This is a genomic window from Streptomyces sp. NBC_00273, assembly GCF_036178145.1.
GTDB lineage: Bacteria > Actinomycetota > Actinomycetes > Streptomycetales > Streptomycetaceae > Streptomyces.
Genome location: NZ_CP108067.1, coordinates 6,906,256 through 6,927,853, shown reverse-complemented (window position 1 = coordinate 6,927,853; position 21,598 = coordinate 6,906,256). Strand labels below are relative to the sequence as shown.

Here is a 21,598-nt window from a genome sequence, read left to right as displayed (position 1 = left end):
CGCGCCCGTACTCATTTCCGCGCCTAGGTACGGATACTCAGCCGTCGCGGCCGGCCCCACCAGTTCTACGGGGCGGCGCGCCCGCGCGGCACCGCCGACTGGGGGGTGCCGCGCGGATCAGCGGTTTCCGCTGACCCGGCCCCGCAGCAGCAGCGACAGCGCCGAGTGCACGTCGTCCAGGGACCGCTCGCTCTGGAAGGACTGCCAGTCCAGGGCGGCCACCAGCACCATCCCGACCATCGCGGCCGCCGTGAGCGGCACGTCGATCTCGGCGCTCAGCTCACCGCGTTCGACGCCCTCGCGCAGCACCTTCTCCACGACGGCCACCGCCTCTTGGCGGACCACCATCAGCGTGGACTGCCACGCGCGGTTGGTGCGCCACAACTCGGCGACGTACAGCTGGGTGAAGGCCGGGTACCGGTCGATGAAGACGAGCCCGGCCCGGATCATGGCGTCGAGCGCCTCGACGCGGCTGCCGCCGCGGGCCTCCGTCTCCTCCGCCGCGGTCCGCAGGGAGGCCGTCAGCAGGCCGACGCCGTGCCGCAGCAGCTCCTCGAACAGCTCGTTCTTGCTGGCGAAGTTGTAGTAGACGGTGCCCTTCGCGACGCCCGCCCGCTCGGCGATCTCATCGACCGTGGTCGCGGAGAAGCCCTGTTCGGCGATCAGGGTGACGGCCGCTTCGTAGAGCTTCTGCCGCGTGATCGCACGACGGCCCCCGCCGGTGCCCGTACCGGTGCTGCTGCTTTCCATGGCGCTGATTGTCACAGGTCAACACGTCCCTACAGGCTCAGTTCCGGGTGCAGTCGGTCCATGGTCCACACCTGCTTGCCGCGGGCGGCGAGCGCGGTGAGGGCCAGGGCGCCGGCGGTGAAGGCCAGCAGCACCGCGCCGCCCTGCCAGACCGGGGCGAGGTCGCCACCGGTGATGAGGCGGCGCAGGCTCTCGACGATGTACGACATCGGCAGGTACGGGTGGATCCAGTTGAAGAAGTCCGGGCTGGTCTGGACGGGATAGGTGCCGCCCGCCGAGGTCAGCTGGAGCATCAGGACGGCCAGCACCAGGATGCGGCCGGCGGCGCCGAACTTGGCGTTGAGCCACTGGACGATCGCCGCGAAGCAGCCGGTGACCAGCATCAGGAAGCCGATGGTGAGGGCCGGGTGGGCCATCTTCAGGCCGAGGCCGGGCGCCCAGTGCAGTACGGACATCAGCAGGGCGACCTGCGCGGTGCCGAGGCCCGCCACGGGCAGCCAGCCGGCGAGGGCGACCCGCCAGGGCGAGGCGCCGGCGGCCAGGGCCCGCCGGTTCAGCGGGGCGATCAGCATGTAGGCGACCATCGCGCCGACCCAGAGGGAGAGCGGGATGAAGTAGGGGGCGAAGCCGGTGCCGTAGTTGGGCGCCTTGTGCAGGGACTGGTTGGCGAGCTGGATCGGGTCGGCCATGACCTGGGTGCGCTGGTCGCGCTGCTGCTGGTCGTAGTCGGGGATCTTCCCGGCCCCGTCGTGCAGGCCGCCGGCGAGCTCGCCGGTGCCGTCGACGAGCTTGTACATGCCGCCGTCGAGCTGGTGGGCGCCGTCGCCGAGCTTGCCGACGCCGTCGGTGAGGGCGCCGGAGCCGGTGGTGGCGGTGCCGATGCCGGTGTGCAGCTGGGCCATGCCGGCGGACACCTTGTGGGCACCGTCGTTGAGGGCGTTGACCTTGGCGACGGCCGCTTCGAGGTCGCCCTGGAGCTGCGGGGCCTTGTCGACGAGCACGCGGGCCTTGTTCTCCAGGTCGGTGAGCTGGGTGCGGAGCTTGGTGACGTCACCGTTCGCGTTCTTGGCCAGGACGCTGACGTCCCCGCTGAGCTCCGCGGCCTCGGCCGTGCTGTCCCTGACCGTCTTCAGGTCGGGGCAGGAGACCAGGTGCGGTTCGCCGCCGGGGGTCACGCAGTGCTTGGTGTAGACGGTGTCGGCGACGGTGGCCGCCTTCTTGGCGGCAGCGGCGGCGGCCGGGGCCTTCTCGACGAACTTGTCGAGGTGGTTGCGGACGACCTTCGCGCTGTCGGCGACCAGCTCGGCGGTGTCGGCGAGGTTCTTGGGGTCCTTGACGAAGGGGCGGGCCTTGTCCGCGGCCCCGTTGACCTTGTTGGCCAGCGCCTGGGTGCCGTCCGCGATGTCCTTGGAGCCGGACTCCAGCTTGCCGGCCGCCGTGTTCAGCTTCTGCAGACCGCTGTTGAGCTCGCCGGACTTCTCCTGCGCCGTGTCGAGGCCGTCGGCGAGCTCCTTGGCGCCCTCCTGGGCCTTGCCCGCGCCGTCCTTGAGCTTGTCGGCCCCGTCGGCCGCCTCGGCGGTCTTGTCGTGCAGGTCGGAGAAGTTGACGAAGATCTTGTCGAGGAAGCCGCGGGAAGCGTTGGCGGACGCCGCGGAGCGGACCTCGGCGAAGACGGAGCGCGAGATCGAGCCGACGATGTAGTTGTTGGCGTCGTTCGTGCGGACCTGGAGCGCCCCGGTGGTGGGGTCGTCGCCGGAGCTGGAGGCGATCTTCGCGCTGAAGTCCTCGGGCAGGGTCAGGGTCAGGTAGTACGTACCGTCCTCCAGGCCCTTGGCCGCCTCGTCGGCGCTCGCATAGCGCCAGTCGAAGGACTTCTTGCTGGCGTGCAGCTTCTCGGCGATCTCGGTGCCGACGTCGACGCGCTTGCCGTCGACGGTCGTGCCCTTGTCGTCGTTGACGATGGCGACGGGCACCTGGTCGAGCCGCTTGTACGGGTCCCAGAAGGACCACAGGTACAGGGCTCCGTAGAGCAGCGGCAGCAGGAGCAGCGCGACGAGAGCGGCCCGGGGCAGCTTCCCCCGCCCGAACCGCTTCAGCTCAAGCGCGGCCAGCTTCGGCGAGCGCATCGTCCGCCCCCTTCGTGTCGTCGTTCTCGGAGTCGTTCGTCGTGTCGTTCGTCGTGTCGTTCTCGCCGTCGTCCTCGGTGGGGCCGCCGGCGTCGGCGGCGCTCTCCGCGACGGCCGGCGCGGCCGGCGCGGCCGGCTCCTTCGGGGAGGTCCGCAGGACGACCGCGTCGGCGGGCGCTTCGCTGCACACCGCGAGGACGGTGATCCCGCGGGCGGCGACCGAGCGGAGCAGGTCCCAGGCCTCGGCGCGCTCCGTGTCCGACAGCTTGAGGTCGAGGTCGTCGAGGGCCAACAGCCCCGGGGAGCCCAGCAGCGCGATGGCGACGGACAGTCGTACGGACTCCAGGCGTTCCAGGTCCCGTACGGAGGTCCGCCCGCCCTTGGGCAGCGTGGCGAGGTCCAGTCCGGCGGCCTCCAGGGCGGCGGCGATCCGTGCCTCGGCGACGGCGCGGCGCTCGGCCCGGGGCCGCAGCATGGCGCGGACCGGAGCACCGTAGTGGCGCTGGAGCAGGGCGCCCTCGCGCAGCTGTTCCGCGACGGTGAGGGCCTGGTCGAGCTCGTTGACCCCGGAGACCGGGCCGAGTGCGGCGATCCGGCGGACCGCCGTCATCCGCTTCGGCAGCCGGTGGCCGCCGACCTCGGCGTGGCCCCGGGTGGGCTTCATCCGCCCGGTGAGGGCGAGGAGCAGGCAGGTGCGACCGCTGCCGGAGGGGCCTTCGACCGCGATGAGCGAGCCTGGCGCCGCGTCGATGCCGACTCCCTGGAAGGCCCAGCCGCGCGGGCCCTTGAGTCCGAAGTCCTCGGCCTTGACGGCCGCGCCGTGCGGGCTGTCCACGCCGTCCCCCTTCTTTTGAACTGACCGGTCAGTTCAAAAACTAGCATCCTTCTTCGCACCAGGTGCGCAGGAGGGGTGAGTTGCCCGGTTCGTGACCGTAAAAGCCCAGGTCAGCGCAATTGTCAGTGGGGTCCGTCACGATGGTGGTAACGCATCGACAGATCGACAGGAGGTTCGTCATGGCCACACCGTCCCCGTCCCCTGTCCACCCCGTCCTTCGGAAGTCGACGGCCCCACCGGCCGCCCTCGACCTGCTCGCCAAGGCCCACAGCGGGCTGGCCGAGGCCGCCCGGCTGACCCGCCCCAACGAGCGCTACGCCACCGCCCACCTCGCCGCGCTGCGCACCGCCGCGGCCGTGCTCGCCGCGCGCGCCCGGCCCGAACCGGCGAACCCGCGGCGGCGGCCCCGGATCCGCAGCGCGTGGGAGGTGCTGCCCGAGATAGCGCCGGAGCTGGCCGAGTGGAGCGCGCTCTTCGCCTCGGGCGCCGCGCGCCGGGCCAGGGCCGAGGCGGGAATAGCGGACGCGGCGAGCTGCCGGGACGCGGACGATCTGGTGCGGGCGGCCTCGATGTTCCTTCGCCTGGTGGAGCGGATGCTCTCCGTCCGGGCAGCGCCCCAGCCCCTGGAGAAGACCCTGCCGCAACCACGTCCGGAGCATCCGGACGCGGGATGAGCTGCCCGGCGACGGAAGGCAATAGGGTGGGCCAGGACCGCTCACCCTTTACCGCGCCGAGGAGCCATCAGCCGTGTCGGACACTTCCCGCCCCCGTGCCTCCCTCCGCACCGCCGTGGTGTGGGAGGTCCTCAAGGAGGCGCTCGACCGCCGGGTGAAGGCGACCGGTCGGGATGTCCTGGATGTGCTCGACACCGGTGGCGGCACCGGCAAGTTCGCCGTGCCGGTGGCCCGTCTGGGCCACCGGGTCACCGTGGTGGACCCCAGCCCGAACGCACTGTTCGGGCTGGAGCGCCGGGTGGCCGAGGCCGGTGTCGCCGACCTCGTGCGCGGCGTCCAGGGCGACGCCCAGGGTCTGTTGGACGTCGTCGAGCAGGACGCCTACGACGTGGTGCTCTGCCACGGCGTGCTGGAGTACGTGGACGACCCCGCGGAGGGCGTGGCCAACACGGTGGCCGCACTGCGGGCCGGCGGCACGCTCAGCCTGCTGGCCGCCGGTCTCGGCGGGGCCGTGCTGGCCCGCGCCCTGGCCGGGCACTTCACGGAGGCCCGTACCGCCCTCACGGACCCGGCCGGCCGCTGGGGCTCCGGCGACCCGGTGCCGCGCCGCTTCACCGCCGAGCAGCTCTCCGAGCTGGTCGGGGGCGCCGGCCTCGCGGTCGGCGCGGTGCACGGCGTGCGGATCTTCGCCGACCTCGTGCCCGGGGTCCTGGTGGACACCGAGCCCGGCGCCGTGGAGGCGCTGCTGCGTCTCGAGGAGGCCGCGGCCGAGCTGCCCGCCTTCCACGCGGTCGCCACACAGCTGCACGTCCTGGGTGAGAAGCCGGCCTGAACTGCGATCTTCCGCGCAGAGTCGGCCACACACCCTCCGATCGGCCGGTCGGCCCCGTATGATCAGGTGCAAGACCGGCATGGTGGACGGACCATTGGGGAATAAGGGCCTCAGTGACCGCCCCCGCGGCGGTACGGTTTTCACGCAGTGCTTTTACCGGCTGCATCATTTCTGGGCCGTGTCCAATTGGAACGTGGCGTAGAGGGCGGGTGTCACGGGGGCGATTCCCCGCCTATCCTGAAGGGGACCCCTGGTCGCTACCCCCGCGACCGACGGATGAGGAGGACTCCCGTGCCGCTCTCGGAGCACGAGCAGCGAATGCTCGAGCAGATGGAGCGAGCGCTGTACGCCGAAGATCCCAAGTTCGCGACAGCGCTTGAGGGAAGCGGACTGCGTACGTACACCCGGCGACGGGTCTACCAGGCAGTCGCAGGCATTGTGGTGGGTATCGCGCTCCTCATGACCGGTGTGATCATTCCGAACGTGCTCTGGATCAGCGTGGTGGGTTTCCTCGTCATGCTGGGATGTACGGTCCTGGTGGTCACCGGTTGGCGCAAGGCACCCAAGCCTGGCGAGCAGCCCGTCTCCGGAAGTGCTGGTGGTTCGGCCCACGGCCGGAACCGGCAGCGTCGGTCGATGATGACCCGCATCGAGGAACGGTGGCAGCGCCGCCGTGACGAGCAGGGGCAGTAGCCCCCGACAACGTGGGTGAGGGGATGGCCGCCGTGCGGCCGTCCCCTCACTTTTCTGCGTTCCCGTACGGCATGATGATCCGATGAGTGTGCTCCCCCTGGTCTTCACCAGCGGCTGGGCCAGTGGGATCAACGCTTACGCCGTGGTCCTCCTGCTCGGCATCTTCGGCCGCACCGGCCTGACCGACGACGTTCCCGCCGCCCTGCAGCGCACGGACGTGCTGATCGTCGCGGCGGTGCTGTTCCTGTGCGAGGCGATCGCCGACAAGGTCCCGTACATGGACTCGATATGGGACACCGTCCATACCGTGATCCGCCCGGTGTCCGGCGCGGTGATCGGTGCGCTGCTGGCCGGGCAGACCGGTTCGCTCCCCGAGATCACCGCCGCCGCGGTCGGCGGCTCCACGGCTCTGGCCAGCCATTTCGTCAAGGCCGGCACCCGGATGGCGATCAACACCTCGCCCGAGCCCTTCACCAACGTGGGGATGAGCATCGCCGAGGACCTCGGCGTGGCCGGGCTCGTCACGTTCGCGATGTTCAATCCCGAGGCCGCCGCGATCATCGCTGCCGTGCTGCTGGCCGTCGGACTGGCGATACTGGTCTTCCTGTGGAGTCGGATCCGCCGCTTCCTGCGCCGTCGTGCCCAGCGCCGCGAGGAGAAGCGGTTGGCCGCCGGGGCCCGCGAGACCACCGGGGCCCCACCCCGCTGATCACGGGGTCGCCAGGGGGGTCGATAGGCTCGGCCGCATGGCACGAATTGCAGTGATCGGCGCCGGCATGGGCGCGATGGCCACGGCGGCCCGGCTGGCCGTGGCGGGGCACCAGGTGACGGTGTACGAACGCGGGACGACCTACGGCGGAGCCGTGGGCCGGTACGAGCGCGAGGGCTTCGCCTTCGACACCGGGCCCGGGCTGCTGCACCTGCCGGCCGTCTACCGCGACCTCTTCGTGAAGACCGGCAAGCGGCCGCTGGAGGCCTGCGTCGACATGGTCCAGGTGGACCCGGCCGTCCGGCACGTCCTCCCCCGCCACGGCATCGACGTCACCCTCCCCGGCGCCTCCCACGGCGGTGTCGCCGCCGCCCTGGAATCCGCCTTCGGCCCGGGCGCGGGCGAGCGCTGGAACGCCGTCCTGGGCCGTGCCCGCGACGCCTGGGACGCCACCCGGCGCCCGCTGCTGGAGGAGCCGCTGCGGCCCGGCGCCCGGCAGGGCCTGGGCAGCGACCCGTATCCGGCCGTGCGCCGCAGCGGTTTGCTGCGCCGCCGTACGCCGACCCTCGCCGAGGTGGCCGACCGGGAGCTGGGCGGCGCCCTCGCGGAGCTGCTGACCGGCCTGGTGCGCTCGTACGGGATCGACCCCGCCACCGCCCCCGCTTCGGCGGCCGTGCTCCCGTACATGGAGCAGACCTTCGGCAGCTGGTACGTGCGCGGCGGGATGCGGGCCCTGGCCGCCGCCCTCTACGAGCGCTGCCTGGAACGCAAGGTCGCCTTCGTCTTCGGGGCGGAGGTCCGGGAGGTCCTGGTCACGGACGGCCGGGCGGCCGGTCTGCGGCTGACCGACGGCAGTGAGGCGGCCGCCGACACCGTCGTGTGCGGGATCGACCCCCGGCAGCTGCCGGCCGGTTCGTTGCCGTGGCCGCCGGAAGCGGTTCCCGCCCGCGGGGACGGCGTACCGGGGCGGATCACGCTCCTGCTCGCGCTGCGCGGCTCCCGCCCCGCCACCGCCGTGCACCGCACCCTGGTCCACGCCTCCGGGGCGCAGGTCACCGTCATGCGCCCGGACGACCCGGCCACCCGGCCCGACGAGGAGCACGAGGCGGTCACCGTGAGCGCCGTGCCCGGGCCCGGGACCTCGGACCCCGCAGAGCTGCTGAACCTCGCGGAGACGGCCGTACAGGGGTTGCGGGAGCGGCTGTTGTGGCACGAGGTGCGCACCCCGGCCGACATCGAGGCGGCGACGGGGGCGCTGGGCGGCGCGGTGCCCCCGCCCGCCCTCGCGGGGGCCGGGGGCCGGCTGCTCCAGCCGGCCAACACCACGGCCGTGCCCGGGCTGTACCTGGCGGGCGGCTGGGCCCACCCCGGCGGCGGGCTGGCGCACGCCGGGATGACCGGGGCCCTGGTGGCCGGACTGATCGTGGAGGGCGCGGAGTTCCGCGGCTCCCAGTGAGCCGTCAGTAGCGGTACTGCTCGTACCCGCCCTGCTGCGGGTACGGGTACTGCTGCGGCTGCTCTTCCTGGCCCTCCGTCGGGTAGGACTGGCCGGCCCCGTCGGTGGACCGCTGCTGCGGGACCCAGACCCCGCCGGGCGGGGTGTCCGTGGAGTACTGCTGCTGCCCGTAGTCGGCGTACGCGGTGTAGTCGTACGGCTGGGGCGGGGCCATGCCGCCGCCGGTGCCGATGTACGGGTCCGAGTAGGCGGCGTAGACCTGCTGCTGGTCGCCCGTCGGGTAGCCGCCCGAGTAGTCGTAGCCGCCCTGGTTCTGCTGGTCGTAGTACGCCGCGTACTGGTGGGAGTCCTGCTCGGCCGTGGTGAACGGCGAGGCGAAGGCCGCCGTCCGGTCGACCTCGGGCGCGAGACTCTGTATCCCGTAGGACCCGGATTCCTCGGGGACCGGCTCCGGGCTGTAGACCGCCGGGGGCGCGTCCCGGAACGACCGCTCCTCGGCGGCCTCGTCCCCGGCACCGGCAACGTCGGCGTCGTCGTACTGGAGCGCGGTGACCCGGAGGGCCGGCTCCTGCTTGGCGCCCGAAGCCCGGCGGCGCCGGGTCTGTCGTACGGGCTCCCCGCCGCGGCGCAGCGCCCAGCCGGCGACGAAGCCCTTGCGGAAGGAGAGCGTCACCAGGGTCTGCCCCACGGCGAACGCCAACGCGCCGGCGCCGATCACCGGCACCGACGGCAGTATGACCCCGGCGACCACGCCGAGGAAGCCGGCGAAGGCGAGCAGGCGCCAGCGCAGCCGGGCCTTGTACTGCATCAGGACCTCGGCAAGCAGCCACAGCGCGACGAATCCGAACGCGATGTAGAGGACCGTCATTCCCATGCGTGGCCCCTCTCGGTACGGCCGCCGGCGCGGGAACGGGAGGCGGCCGCTCAGGCCCGCTGGTGCAGGCCCAGGTTCTCGTAGATTTCGAGAGTCGCCGTGGAATTGTTGAGCGTGATGAAGTGCAGCCCCGGGACACCCTCGGACAGCAGTCGCGCGCAGAACTCCGTGGCGAACTCGATGCCAATGGAGCGTACAGCGGCCGGGTCGTCCTTGACGGCGAGCATGCGCTCTTTCACGTCCGCGGGGAAGACCGCGTTGCTGAGTTGGGGCAGTCGGTCGAGCTGCTTGATGCCCACAACAGGCATGACCTCGGGGATGATCGGGGTCTCGCAGCCCGCTTTCTCGACGCTGTCGCGCAGCCGCAGATAATTCTCCGGATCGAAGAACATCTGGGTGATCGCGTAGTCGGCACCGGCGTGGCACTTGTCCACGAAGTGCCGGATGTCCGTGTCCCAGTCCGTCGAACGCGGGTGCATCTCGGGGAAGGCCGCGACGCCGACGCAGAAGTCGCCGGACTCCTTGACCAGCTGGACCAGGTCGGCCGCGTAGTGCACGCCCTCGGGGTGCGCCACCCACGCGCCCATCGGGTCGCCCGGCGGATCTCCGCGCACGACGAGCATGTTCCGGATCCCGGCGTCCGCGAACTGCCCGATGACGTTGCGCAGCTCGGCGACCGAGTGGTCCACGGCGGTGAGGTGCGCGACGGGGGTGAGGGTGGTGTCCGCGGCGATCTCCTGGGTGGCCTTGACGGTGCCGCCGCGGGTGGAACCACCGGCTCCGTAGGTCACGGAAACGAAACTGGGGGATACCGCCTCGACCCGGCGCAGGGCGTTCCAGAGGTTGCGTTCGCCCTTCTCCGTCTTCGGGGCCCAGAACTCGAAGGAGTACGAGCGCCCGGACGCGAGGAGGTCGCGGACCGTGTGCGCACGATCCGACCAGGTGGAAGCGGTACCAGAGGCCATGTGGGCAGGTTAGACGCGGCCCGGCGGACACCGAAGCCTTGTCCACCTTTTGGACACGTTTTTGGACACTTGAGGGTCCGGCTCTGGCCGGAAAGCGTCCGTACGGGGTAACGCGACCGCCCGCGGTCCGGGCGGACCGGATTCAGCCGAGGCGGGCCCGGACCCGCTTGGCGAGCTCCGCGGCGGCCGCACCGGGGTCGGTGGCCTCGGTGAGGGCGCGGACGACCACGATGCGGGTGGCGCCGGCGTCCAGCACCTCGTCCAGGTTCGAGCCGTCGATGCCGCCGATGGCGAACCAGGGGCGGTCCTGCTCCAGGGAGGCGGCGTAACGGACCAGGTCCAGGCCCGGGGCGTGGCGGCCGGGCTTGGTGGGCGTGGGCCAGCAGGGGCCGGTGCAGAAGTAGTCCACGCCGGCTTCGGCGACGGCCGCGTCGACCTCGCCCTCGGCGTGGCAGGAGCGGCCGATCAGCACCCGCTGGCCGAGGACGGCGCGCGCCGCGGGGACGGGGATGTCGCCCTGGCCGAGGTGCAGGACGTCGGAGCCGATGGCGTGGGCGACGTCGGCCCGGTCGTTCACGGCGAGGAGCTTGCCGTGGCGGCGGGCGGCGTCGGCGAAGACCTGGAGGTGTTCGAGTTCCTCCCCCGCCTCCATGCCCTTGTCCCGGAGCTGGACGATGTCCACGCCCGAGGACAGGACGGCGTCGAGGAACTCGGGGAGGTCACCCTGGCGCTTGCGGGCGTCCGTGCAGAGGTAGAGCCGGGCGTCGGACAGCTGCATGGGTGTACCCCCCGTGATGGAAGCGGTGTACGGGCCGCGGCCCGTACACCGCTGTGGAGCGAAAGGCGATCAGGTCAGAGGGCGAGCGCCTGAGCGCGGCGCTTCACCTCCGTGCCGCGATTCTCGCTCAGCGCCTGCACGGGGGTGCCGGGCAGGGTCGGATCCTCGGTGAAGAGCCATTCCAGGATCTCCTCCTCGGTGAAACGGTCGTCGCGCAGCACGGTCAGCAGGCCGACCAGGCCCTTGACGACCTTGTCGCCGTCGATGAAGGGGGCCGGAACCTGGAGGGAGCGGTTCTCGCCGCGGCGGACGGCGATGAGCTGTCCTTCCTTGACCATCTGGCGGACCCGGGTCACCTCGATGTTCAGCATCTCCGCGATGTCGGGGAGGTAGAGCCAGGAGGGGACAAGGGCATCGATCTTTGCGTCAATCTCGGTCACAGGAACAAGCCTGCCATCTCGGCTCGGCCGCCGGTACCTGGGCGACCCCGTCCGGGTCGCGGTCCACGCCGGGGCTCCGCCCCGAACCCCGCGCCTCAAACGCCGGCGAGGCTGGACCCTCGAGCCCGGCGGCCGTCAGGCCGTGGCCGATTTCAGCGGGGTGCCTGGGTCGGAGACCTTGGCGGGGTCGACGGGGACGCCCGTCTCGATGAGCTTGCGGCCCTGCGCCAGGTCGCGCGGACGGCCCACGGCCAGGACGGCGACCAGCGCCCCGTCGCGCAGCCAGCACACCGACCAGGCGGGGTCGGCCGGGTCCCCCCGCAGGAGCAGGGTGTCGGCCCCGCCGTGGTGGCCGGCGTACTGCACGAAGCGCCCGAACTGCTCCGACCAGAAGTACGGCACCGGGTCGTAGACCTGGGCCGGCTCCCCGGCCAGGATGTTCGCCGCGACCGTCTTCGGCCCCTGGAGCGCGTTGTCCCAGTGGTGCACGAGCAGCCGCGTCCCGTACCGCCCGGACGGGAAGGAGGCGCAGTCGCCGACCGCGTACACCCCGGGCAGCGAGGTCCGCAGGTACGCGTCTGCGGTGACCGAGCCGTCGGGGCCGCGCTCCACGCCGGTCCCGTCCAGCCATCCGGTGGCGGGGCGGGCGCCGATGCCCACCACCACCGCGCCGGCGGGCAGGGTCCGCCCGTCCCCCAGCAGGACCCGCCCCTCCTCGATCCCCGCGACCTTCGCCCCGGTGATCAGCTCCGCGCCCGCCTCCTGGTACCAGCGCGCCATCGGCTCCGTGACCTCGGCGGGCAGCGCCCCCGCCAGCACCCGGTCCGCCGCCTCGACCACGGTGACCTCGCAGCCCGCCTCCCGGGCGGCAGTGGCGAACTCGGCGCCGATCCAGCCCGCCCCGACGACCACGGCCCGGGGCGACGCGGCCAGCACCGGGCGCAGCCGGGCCGCGTCGTCCAGCGTGCGCAGCAGGTGGACGCCCGGGACGCCTTCGGTCCCGGGGAGGGTCAGCGGCTGCGCGCCGGTCGCCAGCACGAGGACCCCGTACGGGACCGGTCCCGCCTCGGTGTCCAGCTCGTGGACGGCGGCACGCAGTCCGGTGACCTCGACGCCGAGCCTGAGGTCGATGTCGAGGCCTTCGAAGTCCACGTCGAAGGCGGAGTCCTCGGCCTTGCCGAGGAGGACCGCCTTGGACAGCGGGGGCCGGTCGTAGGGCTGGTGGGGTTCGGCTCCCAGCAGGGTCACGGGGCCGGTGAAGCCCTGTTCGCGCAGGGCCACGGCGGTCTGCACCCCGGCCATTCCGGCGCCGACGATCACGACGCCGCGCTGATTCTGTTCCGTCTGCTCGCTCACGTCGCCACCCTAATCACCTGACGCTCCGTCAGGAATAGGTGCAGCCTTACCCGCCATCCACCGCCGGGTTAGTCTGGCCACCGTACCTATCGCGGGAGTCCGGCGCACCGGGCTGAGAGGGAGGCTGGCCGGCCTCCGACCGTACGAACCTGATCCGGGTCATGCCGGCGAAGGGAGGGGCTGGACGCCCATGCACGCATCCCGAACACCTCGGAAGGGATCCGACGTCCTCGTCATCGGGGGCGGAATCATCGGCCTGGTCACCGCCTGGCGGACCGCCGCGCGCGGACTGCGCACCGTACTCGCCGACCCCTCACCCGGTGGCGGCGCCGCCCAGGTCGCGGCCGGCATGCTCGCCCCCGTCACCGAACTGCACTACGGCGAGGAAGCCCTGCTGGGGCTCGGCCTCGCCTCCGCCGCGCGCTACCCGCAGTTCGCCGCCGAGCTCGCCGAAGCCAGCGGCGGCATGGACATCGGCTACCGCGCCTGCGGCACCCTCGCCGTCGCCCTCGACGCCGACGACCGCCTCCACCTGCGCGAACTGCACGCCCTCCAGCGCCGCTGCGGCCTGGAGTCCGAGTGGCTCACCGGACGCGAGTGCCGCCGCCTGGAGCCCATGCTCGCCCCGGGCGTACGCGGCGGCCTGCGCGTCGACGGCGACCACCAGGTCGACCCCCGCCGGCTCGCGGCCGCCCTGCTGGCCGCCTGCGAACGCGCCGGCGTGACCATCCACCGGGCCGGCGCCGAGCGGCTCCTCACCACCACCGACCGGGCGACCGGCGCCCTCCTCGACGACGGCACGGAGCTGCTCGCCGGCCAGGTGGTCCTCGCCGCGGGCTCGCTCACCGGCCGGCTGGCGGGCGTACCGCCGGAGGTCGTGGCCCCCGTACGGCCGGTCAAGGGGCAGGTCCTGCGGCTCACGGTGCCGGCGACGTACGCGCCGTTCCTGTCGCGGACCGTACGGGCCGTCGTCCGCGGCAGCCACGTCTACCTGGTGCCGCGCGAGAACGGCGAGCTCGTCATCGGCGCCACCAGCGAGGAACTCGGCTGGGACACCACCGTCACCGCGGGCGGGGTCTACGAACTCCTGCGCGACGCCCACGAGCTGGTCCCCGGCATCACCGAACTCCCGCTCACCGAGACCCGGGCGGGGCTGCGCCCCGGATCCCCCGACAACGCCCCGCTGCTCGGCCCGACCGAGCTGCCGGGCCTGCACCTGGCCACCGGGCACTACCGCAACGGGGTGCTGCTGACCCCGCTCACCGGCGAGGTCCTCGCCGAGCTGCTGGCCACCGGCGAACTGCCGGAGATCGCGCGCCCCTTCACCCCCCGCCGGTTCTCCGCCGCACGTCAGGAGACGTACGCATGACCATCTCCGTCAACGGCGAACCGCGCGAGGTCGCGGTCGGCGCCACCCTCGACACGGTGGTCGCCACCCTGACCAACGCCCCCTCGGGCGTCGCCGCCGCTCTCAACGAGACCGTGGTCCCGCGCGGGCAGTGGCCGGCCACCGTCGTGGGCGACGGCGACCGGGTCGAGATCCTGACCGCGGTACAGGGGGGCTGACCGACGTGGCGGACGACCTCTTCACCCTCGGCGGCCGGACCTTCGCCTCCCGCCTGATCATGGGCACGGGCGGGGCCCCGAGCCTGGACGTGCTGGAACGCGCCCTCGTCGCGTCCGGCACCGAACTCACCACGGTCGCGATGCGGCGGCTGGACCCCACGGTCCAGGGCTCCGTCCTGTCCGTACTGACCAAGCTCGGCATCTCGGTCCTCCCCAACACGGCGGGCTGCTTCACGGCGGGCGAGGCCGTCCTCACGGCCCGCCTGGCCCGGGAAGCGCTCGGCACGGACTGGATCAAGCTGGAGGTGGTCGCGGACGAACGGACCCTCCTGCCCGACGGCGTCGAGCTGCTGGACGCCGCCGAGATCCTGGTGGACGAGGGCTTCACGGTCCTCCCGTACACCAATGACGACCCGGTGCTCGCGCGGAAGCTGGAGGACGTGGGCTGCGCGGCGATCATGCCGCTCGGGTCCCCCATCGGGTCCGGCATGGGCATCCGCAACCCGCACAACTTCGAGCTGATCGCGGAGCGCGCGTCGGTCCCGGTCATCCTGGACGCGGGCGCGGGCACGGCCTCCGACGCGGCCCTGGCAATGGAACTGGGCTGCGCGGCGGTGATGCTCGCCTCGGCGGTGACCCGGGCACAGGAACCGGTCCTCATGGCGTCGGCCATGCGCGACGCCGTCTCGGCGGGCCGCCTCGCCTTCCGCGCGGGCCGCATCCCCCAACGCCGCTTCGCCGAAGCCTCCTCCCCCGCGGAGGGCCGCGCCGCCCTGGACCCGGAGCGCCCGGCGTTCTGAGGGCGCGTACGGGTTCACGCGCGTGCGGGGGCGGTCCCGCCCCCGCCCAGCGTCACAGCTGGGCTGCAAGGCGACCCACCCAGGACGGTCGACGCGCGGCGGCTCGTAGAATCGGCGGGTGGATACGACCCTGGATGACCCCCTCGTCGGGCGCGTGCTCGACGGCCGCTACCGCATCGACGCCCGCATCGCGGCCGGCGGCATGGCCACGGTCTACCGGGCCGTCGACACCCGCCTCGACCGCGTGCTCGCCCTGAAGGTGATGCACCCGGCCCTCGCCGCCGACGCCGCCTTCGTCGACCGGTTCATCCGCGAGGCGAAGTCCGTCGCCCGGCTCGCGCACCCGAACGTGGTCGCCGTCTTCGACCAGGGCACGGACGGACCGTACGTGTACCTGGCCATGGAGTACGTCTCCGGCTGCACCCTGCGCGACGTGCTCCGCGAGCGCGGCGCGCTCCAGCCCCGGGCCGCCCTCGACGTCCTCGAGCCGGTCCTCGCCGCCCTCGGCGCCGCCCACCGGGCCGGCTTCGTCCACCGCGACATGAAGCCCGAGAACGTGCTCATCGGGGACGACGGCCGGGTGAAGGTCGCGGACTTCGGACTGGTCCGGTCGGTCGACTCGGTGACCAACACCACCGGCGCCGTCCTCGGCACCGTCTCCTACCTGGCCCCCGAGCAGATCGAGAACGGCGTCGCCGACACCCGCGTCGACGTCTACGCCTGCGGCGTCGTCCTCTACGAGATGCTCACCGGCTCCAAGCCCCACACCGGCGGCACCCCCGCACAGGTGCTCTACCAGCACCTGCACGAGGACGTCCCGCCCCCGTCTGCCGTGGTCCCGGGGCTCGCCGTCGGGCTCGACGAGCTGGTCGCGCAGGCCGCCGCCCGCAATCCCGAGCTGCGTCCCTACGACGCGGCCGCCCTGCTCGGCCTGACCCGTGAGGCCCGGGCGCTGCTCAGCGACGCCGAGCTGGACGCCGTACCCCCGCAGGCGCGCGCCGAGGAGCGCTCGTCCGCCGAGGACCGTACGGGTGTGATCCCGCGCCCGGTGGCCGCGCAGCAGCCCGTGCAGCACACCTCCCGCCTGGAGATGCCCGCCTCGCCGCCCGCTCCGCCCGCACACCGGCCGGCGGCGCCCGCGCGGCGGCCCCGTCGCGGGGTGCTGCTCGTCATCGCGGGCGTGCTGCTCGCGCTCGGGCTCGGGGTCGGCGTCTGGTACATCAACTCCGGGCAGTTCACCAAGGTCCCCAACCTGCTCGGCAAGACCGAGGCGGAGGCCCGCTCCCGGCTGTCCGGGGCCGGGCTCGGGGTGAAGGGGGTGGACCGGAAGTTCAGCGACGCCTTCGACCGCGGGACCGTGATGAAGACCGATCCCCCGGGCGGCGGGCGGATCCGCGGCAACGACGCGGTGACCCTCACCATCTCCCGCGGCCCCGAGCTCGTGGTCGTGCCCAACCTGAAGGGCCGGCCCCTGGAGGAGGCCAAGGCCGAGCTGGCGCAGTCCGGGCTGGCGCCCGGCATGGTGACGCAGGCCTTCAGCCAGGACGTCGCCCAGGGTTCGGTGATCAGCACCAATCCGGCGGGCGGCGAGAAGCGGGCCCCCGACACGGCGGTCTCGCTCGTCGTCAGCAAGGGCCGCCCGGTGTCGGTCCCGAGCGTGACCGGGGTCCCCGTCGACCAGGCGACGGCGGCCCTGGAGGCCCTGGGCCTCAAGGTCGCGACGGCTCCCGAGCAGGTCAACGCCCCCTTCGCGGCCGGTACGGTCGCCAACCAGTCGATCGGCGCCGGCACCCAGGCCGCGGCCGGAGACACGGTCACGCTGACCGTGTCCCAGGGTCCCCGGCAGGTCCCGGTCCCGAACGTGACCGGCCAGGACGTGGACGCGGCCCGCAAGGCGCTGGAGGCCGCCGGCTTCAAGGTGAAGGTGGACCGGCCGCTGATCTCCTTCAGCAACACCGTCGACACCCAGTCGGTGGCGGCCGGGCAGACCGCCCCCGAGGGCAGCACGATCACCATCAAGACCAAGGGGCTGTAAGCCGTGGTGATGCGCAATCCAGTGGGCGGGCACGTCCCCGTGGCCGGGGGGCTCGCCTCGGTCGGCCTGACCTACGCCCGGGAGATGGGGGCGGAGGCCGTCCAGGTCTTCGTCGCCAATCCGCGCGGCTGGGCCACCCCGGTCGGCAATCCGGCCCAGGACGAACGGTTCCGGGCGGAGCGCGAGGCCGGGTCCATCCCGGCGTACGTGCACGCCCCGTACCTGATCAACTTCGGCTCGCACACCGCGGCGACCGTGGAGAGGTCGGTGGAGTCGCTGCGCCATTCACTGCGCCGCGGCCGGGAGATCGGTGCGCTCGGGGTGGTCGTGCACACCGGATCGGCGACCGGAGGGCGCCCGCGGGAGGCGGCGTACGCGCAGGTCAGGGAGCACATGCTGCCGCTGCTGGACGAGCTGACGCAGGACGACGACCCGTTCTTGCTGTTGGAGTCCACGGCCGGGCAGGGCTCCTCGCTGTGCTCGCTCGCCGAGGACTTCGGGCCGTACTTCGACGCGCTGGACCACCATCCGAAGCTGGGGATCTGCCTGGACACCTGCCACGTCTTCGCGGCGGGTCACGACCTGGCGGAACCGGGCGGGACGAAGGTGATGCTGGACCTGCTGGTCGACACCGTGGGCGAGGGCCGGCTGAAGCTGGTCCACGCGAACGACTCCAAGGAGGGCGTCGGCGCCCACAAGGACCGGCACGCGAACATCGGCCAGGGGCACATCGGCCGGGACGCCTTCGCCGAGCTGATCACGCACCCCGCGATGGACGGCGTGCCGCTGATCATCGAGACGCCCGGGGGCAAGGAAGGGCACGCGGCGGACGTCGCGCTGCTGAAGGAGCTGCGCGGCCCGCAGTGATCCGCCGATTCCTTGAGGAATACCCTTGGGGGGTATACGGTTCCGCCATGTCGACGGGACCGCTACCCGGCCTTCCCACGAGGGGATTGTCATGGAGCACATGCACGAAGGGCACGAGGCGCACACGGGCCACGAGGGGCACCACGACGACGGGACCGCGCAGTCGCACGAGCACCACGCACCCGCGCACGGCGCCGGCGGCCCGGTCACCTGGGGCACGGCAGCCCGGGCCACCCTGCACTGCCTCACCGGGTGCGCCATCGGCGAGGTGCTCGGCATGGTCATCGGTACCGCGCTGGGCTGGGGGAACGTCCCGACGATGATCCTGGCGATCGCCCTCGCGTTCTTCTTCGGCTACGCCCTCACCCTGCGCGGGGTCCTCGCCGCCGGCGTCGACCTCCGTACGGCCGTCCGGGTGGCGCTGGCCGCGGACACCCTTTCGATCGCCGTCATGGAGCTGATCGACAACGGAGTGATCGCGCTGTGGCCGGGCGCGATGGACGCGCACCTGTCGGAACCGCTGTTCTGGATCGTCCTGGCGATCTCGCTGGCGGCCGCCTTCGTGATCACGACCCCCGTCAACAAGTGGATGATCGGCCGCGGCAAGGGTCACGCGGTCGTGCACCAGTACCACCACTGAGCGGGCACCACCGAGCGCGGGGCGGCGCCCCTACAGTTCGGGGCCCTCCCCGGGCTCCTCCTGGTACGAGTAGCGCTGCTCGCGCCACGGGTCGCCGATGTTGTGGTAGCCGCGCTCCTCCCAGAAGCCGCGGCGGTCGGCGGTCATGTACTCGATGCCGCGGACCCACTTGGGGCCCTTCCAGGCGTACAGGTGCGGGACCACCAGCCGTACCGGGAAACCGTGCTCGGCGGTGAGCAGTTCACCGCCCTCGTGGGTGGCGAAGACGGTCCGGTCGGAGGCGAAGTCGGCCAGTCGCAGGTTGGAACTGAAGCCGTACTCGGCCCACACCATCACATGCGTGACCTGGGGGGCGGGGGGAGCCAGGGCGAGGACCTCACGGGCGAGCACACCGCCCCATTCGGCGCCCTGCATGCTGAACTTCGTGACGCAGTGCAGATCGGCCACGACGGAGTCGAACGGCAGGGCCGTGAACTCCTCGTGGTTCCAGCAGTGCTTGTCCCCGTCGGCCGTCGCGCCGAAGACGCGGAACTCCCAGCGGTCCGGCTTGAACTTGGGTACGGGCCCGTAGTGGGTGACCGGCCAGCCCCTCTGCAGCCGCTGCCCCGGTGGAAGCTCCAACTGCTCTGCTCCCGGAGATTCCCGGCTTTCCGGCTGACCCATGACTCCATGGTGACAGACTGGGCAGGGTGGTCATGACCAGGTCTTGGCCGATTCGGGCAAGTCACGGTAACTCCCACTAAGGAGGCACTTACTGGACGGTCCCCTGCGGCGGTGCAAGGATGCGCGCAACTGCCCCGTCACATAGCTGACATTGCCTGGAAGGAGCCTCTGCGATGCAGGGCGACCCCGAGGTCCTTGAGTTTCTGAACGAGCAGCTGACCGGCGAGCTGACGGCCATCAACCAGTACTGGCTGCACTACCGCATCCAGGACAACAAGGGCTGGACGAAGCTCGCCAAGTACACGCGTGAAGAGTCCATCGACGAGATGAAGCACGCGGACAAGATCACCGAGCGCATCCTGATGCTCGATGGCCTGCCGAACTACCAGCGCCTCTTCCACGTGCGCGTCGGGCAGACGCTCACGGAGATGTTCCAGGCGGACCGCCAGGTCGAGGTCGAGGCCATCGACCGGCTCAAGCGGGGCATCGAGGTCATGCGCGGCAAGGGTGACATCACCTCGGCCCGGCTCTTCGAGGAGATCCTGGAGGACGAGGAGCACCACATCGACTACCTCGACACCCAGCTGGAGCTCATCGAGTCCTTGGGCGAGCCGCTCTACATCGCGCAGCTGATCGAGCAGCCGAGCTAACGGGCCGATCGAGCCCTAGGCCGCTTCCGCCAGCTCCGCCGAACGGGCCGAACCCGGCTCCGCGGCGAGCACGGCCGCACCCTGGCCCTTCTCCAGCAGCTCCCGGCGGGGGCAGGCTCCACGGCCGAGGATGCCCTGGATGGTGCGCACGCACGACCCGCAGTCGGTGCCGGCCTTGGTGACCGAGGCGATCTGGCGCGGGGTGCAGGCCCCGGCAGCCGCGTGCTCCTTGACCTGCTTGTCGGTGACACCGAAGCAAGAGCAGACGTACACGCGGTTCACCTCCCAGGGCGGAATGGTTCAACGGTTCAGCGATGCGGCGAGCCATCCCCATTTCGGTGAGGCTTACCTAACCGTACCCAAAGTTAGGGTCGCCTAAAAGCCCTGGATACGACAGTGGGGCGCGGATCACATCGATCCGCGCCCCACTGTCGTACGAAGGTACTGACTGATCCCTACTGGTCGCGGTACATCTCGGCGACGAGGAACGCCAGGTCCAGGGACTGGCTGCGGTTGAGCCGCGGGTCGCAGGCCGTCTCGTAGCGCTGGTGCAGGTCGTCGACGAAGATCTCGTCGCCGCCGCCCACGCACTCGGTGACGTCGTCACCGGTGAGCTCGACGTGGATGCCGCCCGGGTGGGTGCCGAGGGCCTTGTGGACCTCGAAGAAGCCCTTGACCTCGTCGAGCACGTCGTCGAAACGGCGCGTCTTGTGGCCGGAGGCCGCCTCGAAGGTGTTGCCGTGCATCGGGTCGGTGACCCAGGCGACGATCGCACCGGAGGCGGTGACCTTCTCGACCAGCTCGGGGAGCTTGTCGCGGACCTTGTCGGCGCCCATGCGGACGACGAAGGTCAGCCGGCCCGGCTCGCGCTCGGGGTCCAGGCGGTCGATGTACGTCAGCGCCTCGTCCACCGTGGTGGTCGGGCCGAGCTTGATGCCGATCGGGTTGGCGATCTGCGAGCAGAACTCGATGTGCGCGTGGTCCAGCTGGCGGGTGCGCTCACCGATCCAGACCATGTGGCCGGAGGTGTCGTACAGCTTGCCGGTGCGCGAGTCGGTGCGGGTCAGCGCACCCTCGTAGTCGAGCAGCAGCGCCTCGTGGGAGGCGTAGAACTCGACGGCCTTGAACTCGGCCGGGTCGGTGCCGCACGCCTTCATGAAGTTCAGCGCGTTGTCGATCTCCCGCGCGAGCTGCTCGTAGCGCTGACCGGACGGGCTGGACTTCACGAAGTCCTGGTTCCAGGCGTGCACCTGGCGCAGGTCGGCGTAACCACCGGTGGTGAAGGCGCGCACCAGGTTGAGCGTCGAGGCGGACGCGTTGTACATGCGCTTCAGCCGCTCGGGGTCCGGGATCCGGGCCTCTTCGGTGAAGGCGAAGCCGTTGACGGAGTCGCCGCGGTAGGTCGGCAGGGTGACGCCGTCGCGGGTCTCGGTGTCCTTGGAGCGCGGCTTGGAGTACTGGCCCGCGATGCGGCCGACCTTGACGACGGGCACGGAGGCCGCGTAGGTCAGGACGGCGCTCATCTGGAGCAGCGTCTTCAGCTTGGCGCGGATGTGGTCGGCGGAGACGCCGTCGAAGGCCTCGGCGCAGTCGCCGCCCTGGAGCAGGAACGCCTCGCCCTTGGCGACGGCTCCCAGACGGGCACGCAGCTGGTCGCATTCACCCGCGAAAACGAGGGGAGGATACGACTCGAGGTCCGCGACGACAGCGCGCAGAGCCTCGGCATCGGGGTACGAAGGCTGCTGCGCCGCGGGAAGGTCTCGCCAGGTCGCCTTGGCGGCGGGGGCTTGGGTTTCAGCGTTCACGGTCACCTCGTACACATTACGGCGTCACAGGCCGCGTCCGGCCCCCCGCCCACAACGTGAGACGAACCAGCTCAAAGGTCGCGG

23 protein-coding genes and 1 riboswitch are annotated in these 21,598 nt (G+C 71.9%); of the genes, 12 read left to right on the top strand and 11 right to left on the bottom strand.

The genetic code is table 11. The features are described 5' to 3' along the window. Nucleotides 1-117: 117 nt before the first annotated feature. The 3 genes from OG386_RS30845 to OG386_RS30835 are packed head-to-tail and all read right to left on the bottom strand — an operon-like array spanning nt 118 to nt 3,711. Complete coding sequence (locus OG386_RS30845; protein ID WP_237404093.1) at nt 118-750, bottom strand: TetR/AcrR family transcriptional regulator; 633 nt, start codon at nt 748-750, stop codon at nt 118-120. Nucleotides 751-779: 29 nt separating this feature from the next. Beyond that, nucleotides 780-2,876, bottom strand: a complete 2,097-nt coding sequence (locus OG386_RS30840) for a YhgE/Pip domain-containing protein (RefSeq protein WP_328790807.1) — start codon at nt 2,874-2,876, stop codon at nt 780-782. Then, the gene (locus OG386_RS30835) at nt 2,848-3,711 is read right to left on the bottom strand and encodes an ATP-binding cassette domain-containing protein (RefSeq protein ID WP_328790806.1); all 864 of its coding nucleotides are present in this window, start codon (nt 3,709-3,711) and stop codon (nt 2,848-2,850) included. Before OG386_RS30835 ends, OG386_RS30840 begins: the two co-directional genes overlap by 29 nt. Nucleotides 3,712-3,890: 179 nt before the next feature. Here OG386_RS30835 and OG386_RS30830 point away from each other — a divergent pair, with 179 nt between their 5' ends. The 5 genes from OG386_RS30830 (at nt 3,891) to OG386_RS30810 (ending at nt 8,075) form a co-directional block, all read left to right on the top strand. Continuing rightward, complete coding sequence (locus OG386_RS30830) at nt 3,891-4,385, top strand: SAV_6107 family HEPN domain-containing protein (RefSeq protein WP_328790805.1); 495 nt, start codon at nt 3,891-3,893, stop codon at nt 4,383-4,385. 73 nt (nt 4,386-4,458) lie between these two features. Further along, nucleotides 4,459-5,217, top strand: coding sequence for a methyltransferase (locus OG386_RS30825; RefSeq protein WP_266597569.1), 759 nt, complete (start codon nt 4,459-4,461; stop codon nt 5,215-5,217). A 291-nt stretch (nt 5,218-5,508) separates the two neighbouring features. Further along, nucleotides 5,509-5,910: a DUF3040 domain-containing protein gene (locus OG386_RS30820; protein WP_328790804.1), complete on the top strand. Its 402-nt coding sequence runs from the start codon at nt 5,509-5,511 to the stop codon at nt 5,908-5,910. Nucleotides 5,911-5,992: 82 nt separating this feature from the next. Further along, nucleotides 5,993-6,619 carry a DUF4126 domain-containing protein gene (locus OG386_RS30815; protein ID WP_327385923.1) on the top strand — a complete coding sequence of 209 codons (627 nt, stop codon included), beginning with the start codon at nt 5,993-5,995 and terminating at the stop codon, nt 6,617-6,619. Between the two features lie 37 nt (nt 6,620-6,656). After that, nucleotides 6,657-8,075, top strand: a complete 1,419-nt coding sequence (locus tag OG386_RS30810; RefSeq protein WP_328790803.1) for a phytoene desaturase family protein — start codon at nt 6,657-6,659, stop codon at nt 8,073-8,075. A 4-nt stretch (nt 8,076-8,079) separates the two neighbouring features. On the opposite strand, the gene OG386_RS30805 is transcribed toward OG386_RS30810, so the two are convergent. From OG386_RS30805 to OG386_RS30785, 5 genes are all read right to left on the bottom strand, one after another. After that, nucleotides 8,080-8,949: a hypothetical protein gene (locus OG386_RS30805; RefSeq protein ID WP_328790802.1), complete on the bottom strand. Its 870-nt coding sequence runs from the start codon at nt 8,947-8,949 to the stop codon at nt 8,080-8,082. A 50-nt stretch (nt 8,950-8,999) separates the two neighbouring features. Beyond that, nucleotides 9,000-9,914, bottom strand: a complete 915-nt coding sequence (gene metF, locus OG386_RS30800) for a methylenetetrahydrofolate reductase [NAD(P)H] (protein WP_328790801.1) — start codon at nt 9,912-9,914, stop codon at nt 9,000-9,002. Between the two features lie 142 nt (nt 9,915-10,056). Then, nucleotides 10,057-10,692 (bottom strand): thiamine phosphate synthase, encoded by a 636-nt coding sequence (gene thiE, locus OG386_RS30795; RefSeq protein ID WP_328790800.1) that lies wholly within the window; start codon nt 10,690-10,692, stop codon nt 10,057-10,059. Between the two features lie 74 nt (nt 10,693-10,766). Beyond that, a complete protein-coding gene (locus OG386_RS30790; protein WP_030724382.1) occupies nt 10,767-11,132 on the bottom strand; it encodes an Rv2175c family DNA-binding protein in 366 nt (121 codons plus the stop codon). 135 nt (nt 11,133-11,267) lie between these two features. Further along, the gene (locus OG386_RS30785; RefSeq protein ID WP_328790799.1) at nt 11,268-12,488 is read right to left on the bottom strand and encodes an NAD(P)/FAD-dependent oxidoreductase; all 1,221 of its coding nucleotides are present in this window, start codon (nt 12,486-12,488) and stop codon (nt 11,268-11,270) included. An 81-nt stretch (nt 12,489-12,569) separates the two neighbouring features. Beyond that, nucleotides 12,570-12,681, top strand: a riboswitch (TPP riboswitch). Here OG386_RS30785 and thiO point away from each other — a divergent pair. The 6 genes from thiO to OG386_RS30755 all read left to right on the top strand — a co-directional run bounded on the left by thiO (nt 12,679) and on the right by OG386_RS30755 (nt 18,396). After that, on the top strand, nt 12,679-13,857 hold the full coding sequence (gene thiO, locus OG386_RS30780; RefSeq protein WP_328790798.1) for a glycine oxidase ThiO: 1,179 nt from the start codon (nt 12,679-12,681) through the stop codon (nt 13,855-13,857). (Overlaps the previous riboswitch by 3 nt.) Continuing rightward, nucleotides 13,854-14,054 (top strand): sulfur carrier protein ThiS, encoded by a 201-nt coding sequence (thiS, locus tag OG386_RS30775; protein WP_328790797.1) that lies wholly within the window; start codon nt 13,854-13,856, stop codon nt 14,052-14,054. Before thiO ends, thiS begins: the two co-directional genes overlap by 4 nt. Before the next feature lie 5 nt (nt 14,055-14,059). Continuing rightward, complete coding sequence (locus OG386_RS30770) at nt 14,060-14,854, top strand: thiazole synthase (protein ID WP_328790796.1); 795 nt, start codon at nt 14,060-14,062, stop codon at nt 14,852-14,854. A gap of 118 nt (nt 14,855-14,972) precedes the next feature. Then, nucleotides 14,973-16,889 (top strand): Stk1 family PASTA domain-containing Ser/Thr kinase, encoded by a 1,917-nt coding sequence (gene pknB / locus OG386_RS30765; protein ID WP_328790795.1) that lies wholly within the window; start codon nt 14,973-14,975, stop codon nt 16,887-16,889. A gap of 9 nt (nt 16,890-16,898) precedes the next feature. Next, nucleotides 16,899-17,756 (top strand): deoxyribonuclease IV, encoded by an 858-nt coding sequence (locus OG386_RS30760; protein WP_328790794.1) that lies wholly within the window; start codon nt 16,899-16,901, stop codon nt 17,754-17,756. A 91-nt stretch (nt 17,757-17,847) separates the two neighbouring features. After that, nucleotides 17,848-18,396 (top strand): DUF4396 domain-containing protein, encoded by a 549-nt coding sequence (locus tag OG386_RS30755; RefSeq protein WP_328790793.1) that lies wholly within the window; start codon nt 17,848-17,850, stop codon nt 18,394-18,396. A 30-nt stretch (nt 18,397-18,426) separates the two neighbouring features. Here OG386_RS30755 and OG386_RS30750 read toward each other — a convergent pair whose 3' ends face one another. Beyond that, complete coding sequence (locus OG386_RS30750; RefSeq protein ID WP_030010526.1) at nt 18,427-19,059, bottom strand: sulfite oxidase-like oxidoreductase; 633 nt, start codon at nt 19,057-19,059, stop codon at nt 18,427-18,429. Between the two features lie 173 nt (nt 19,060-19,232). Here OG386_RS30750 and bfr point away from each other — a divergent pair, with 173 nt between their 5' ends. Continuing rightward, on the top strand, nt 19,233-19,709 hold the full coding sequence (gene bfr, locus OG386_RS30745; RefSeq protein WP_030010525.1) for a bacterioferritin: 477 nt from the start codon (nt 19,233-19,235) through the stop codon (nt 19,707-19,709). 15 nt (nt 19,710-19,724) lie between these two features. On the opposite strand, the gene OG386_RS30740 is transcribed toward bfr, so the two are convergent. Together OG386_RS30740 and OG386_RS30735 are read right to left on the bottom strand one after the other, a co-directional pair. Further along, nucleotides 19,725-19,982 carry a (2Fe-2S)-binding protein gene (locus OG386_RS30740; protein ID WP_094744772.1) on the bottom strand — a complete coding sequence of 86 codons (258 nt, stop codon included), beginning with the start codon at nt 19,980-19,982 and terminating at the stop codon, nt 19,725-19,727. 182 nt (nt 19,983-20,164) lie between these two features. Next, the gene (locus tag OG386_RS30735) at nt 20,165-21,520 is read right to left on the bottom strand and encodes a class II 3-deoxy-7-phosphoheptulonate synthase (protein WP_030010523.1); all 1,356 of its coding nucleotides are present in this window, start codon (nt 21,518-21,520) and stop codon (nt 20,165-20,167) included. Between the last annotated feature and the right edge of the window lie 78 nt (nt 21,521-21,598).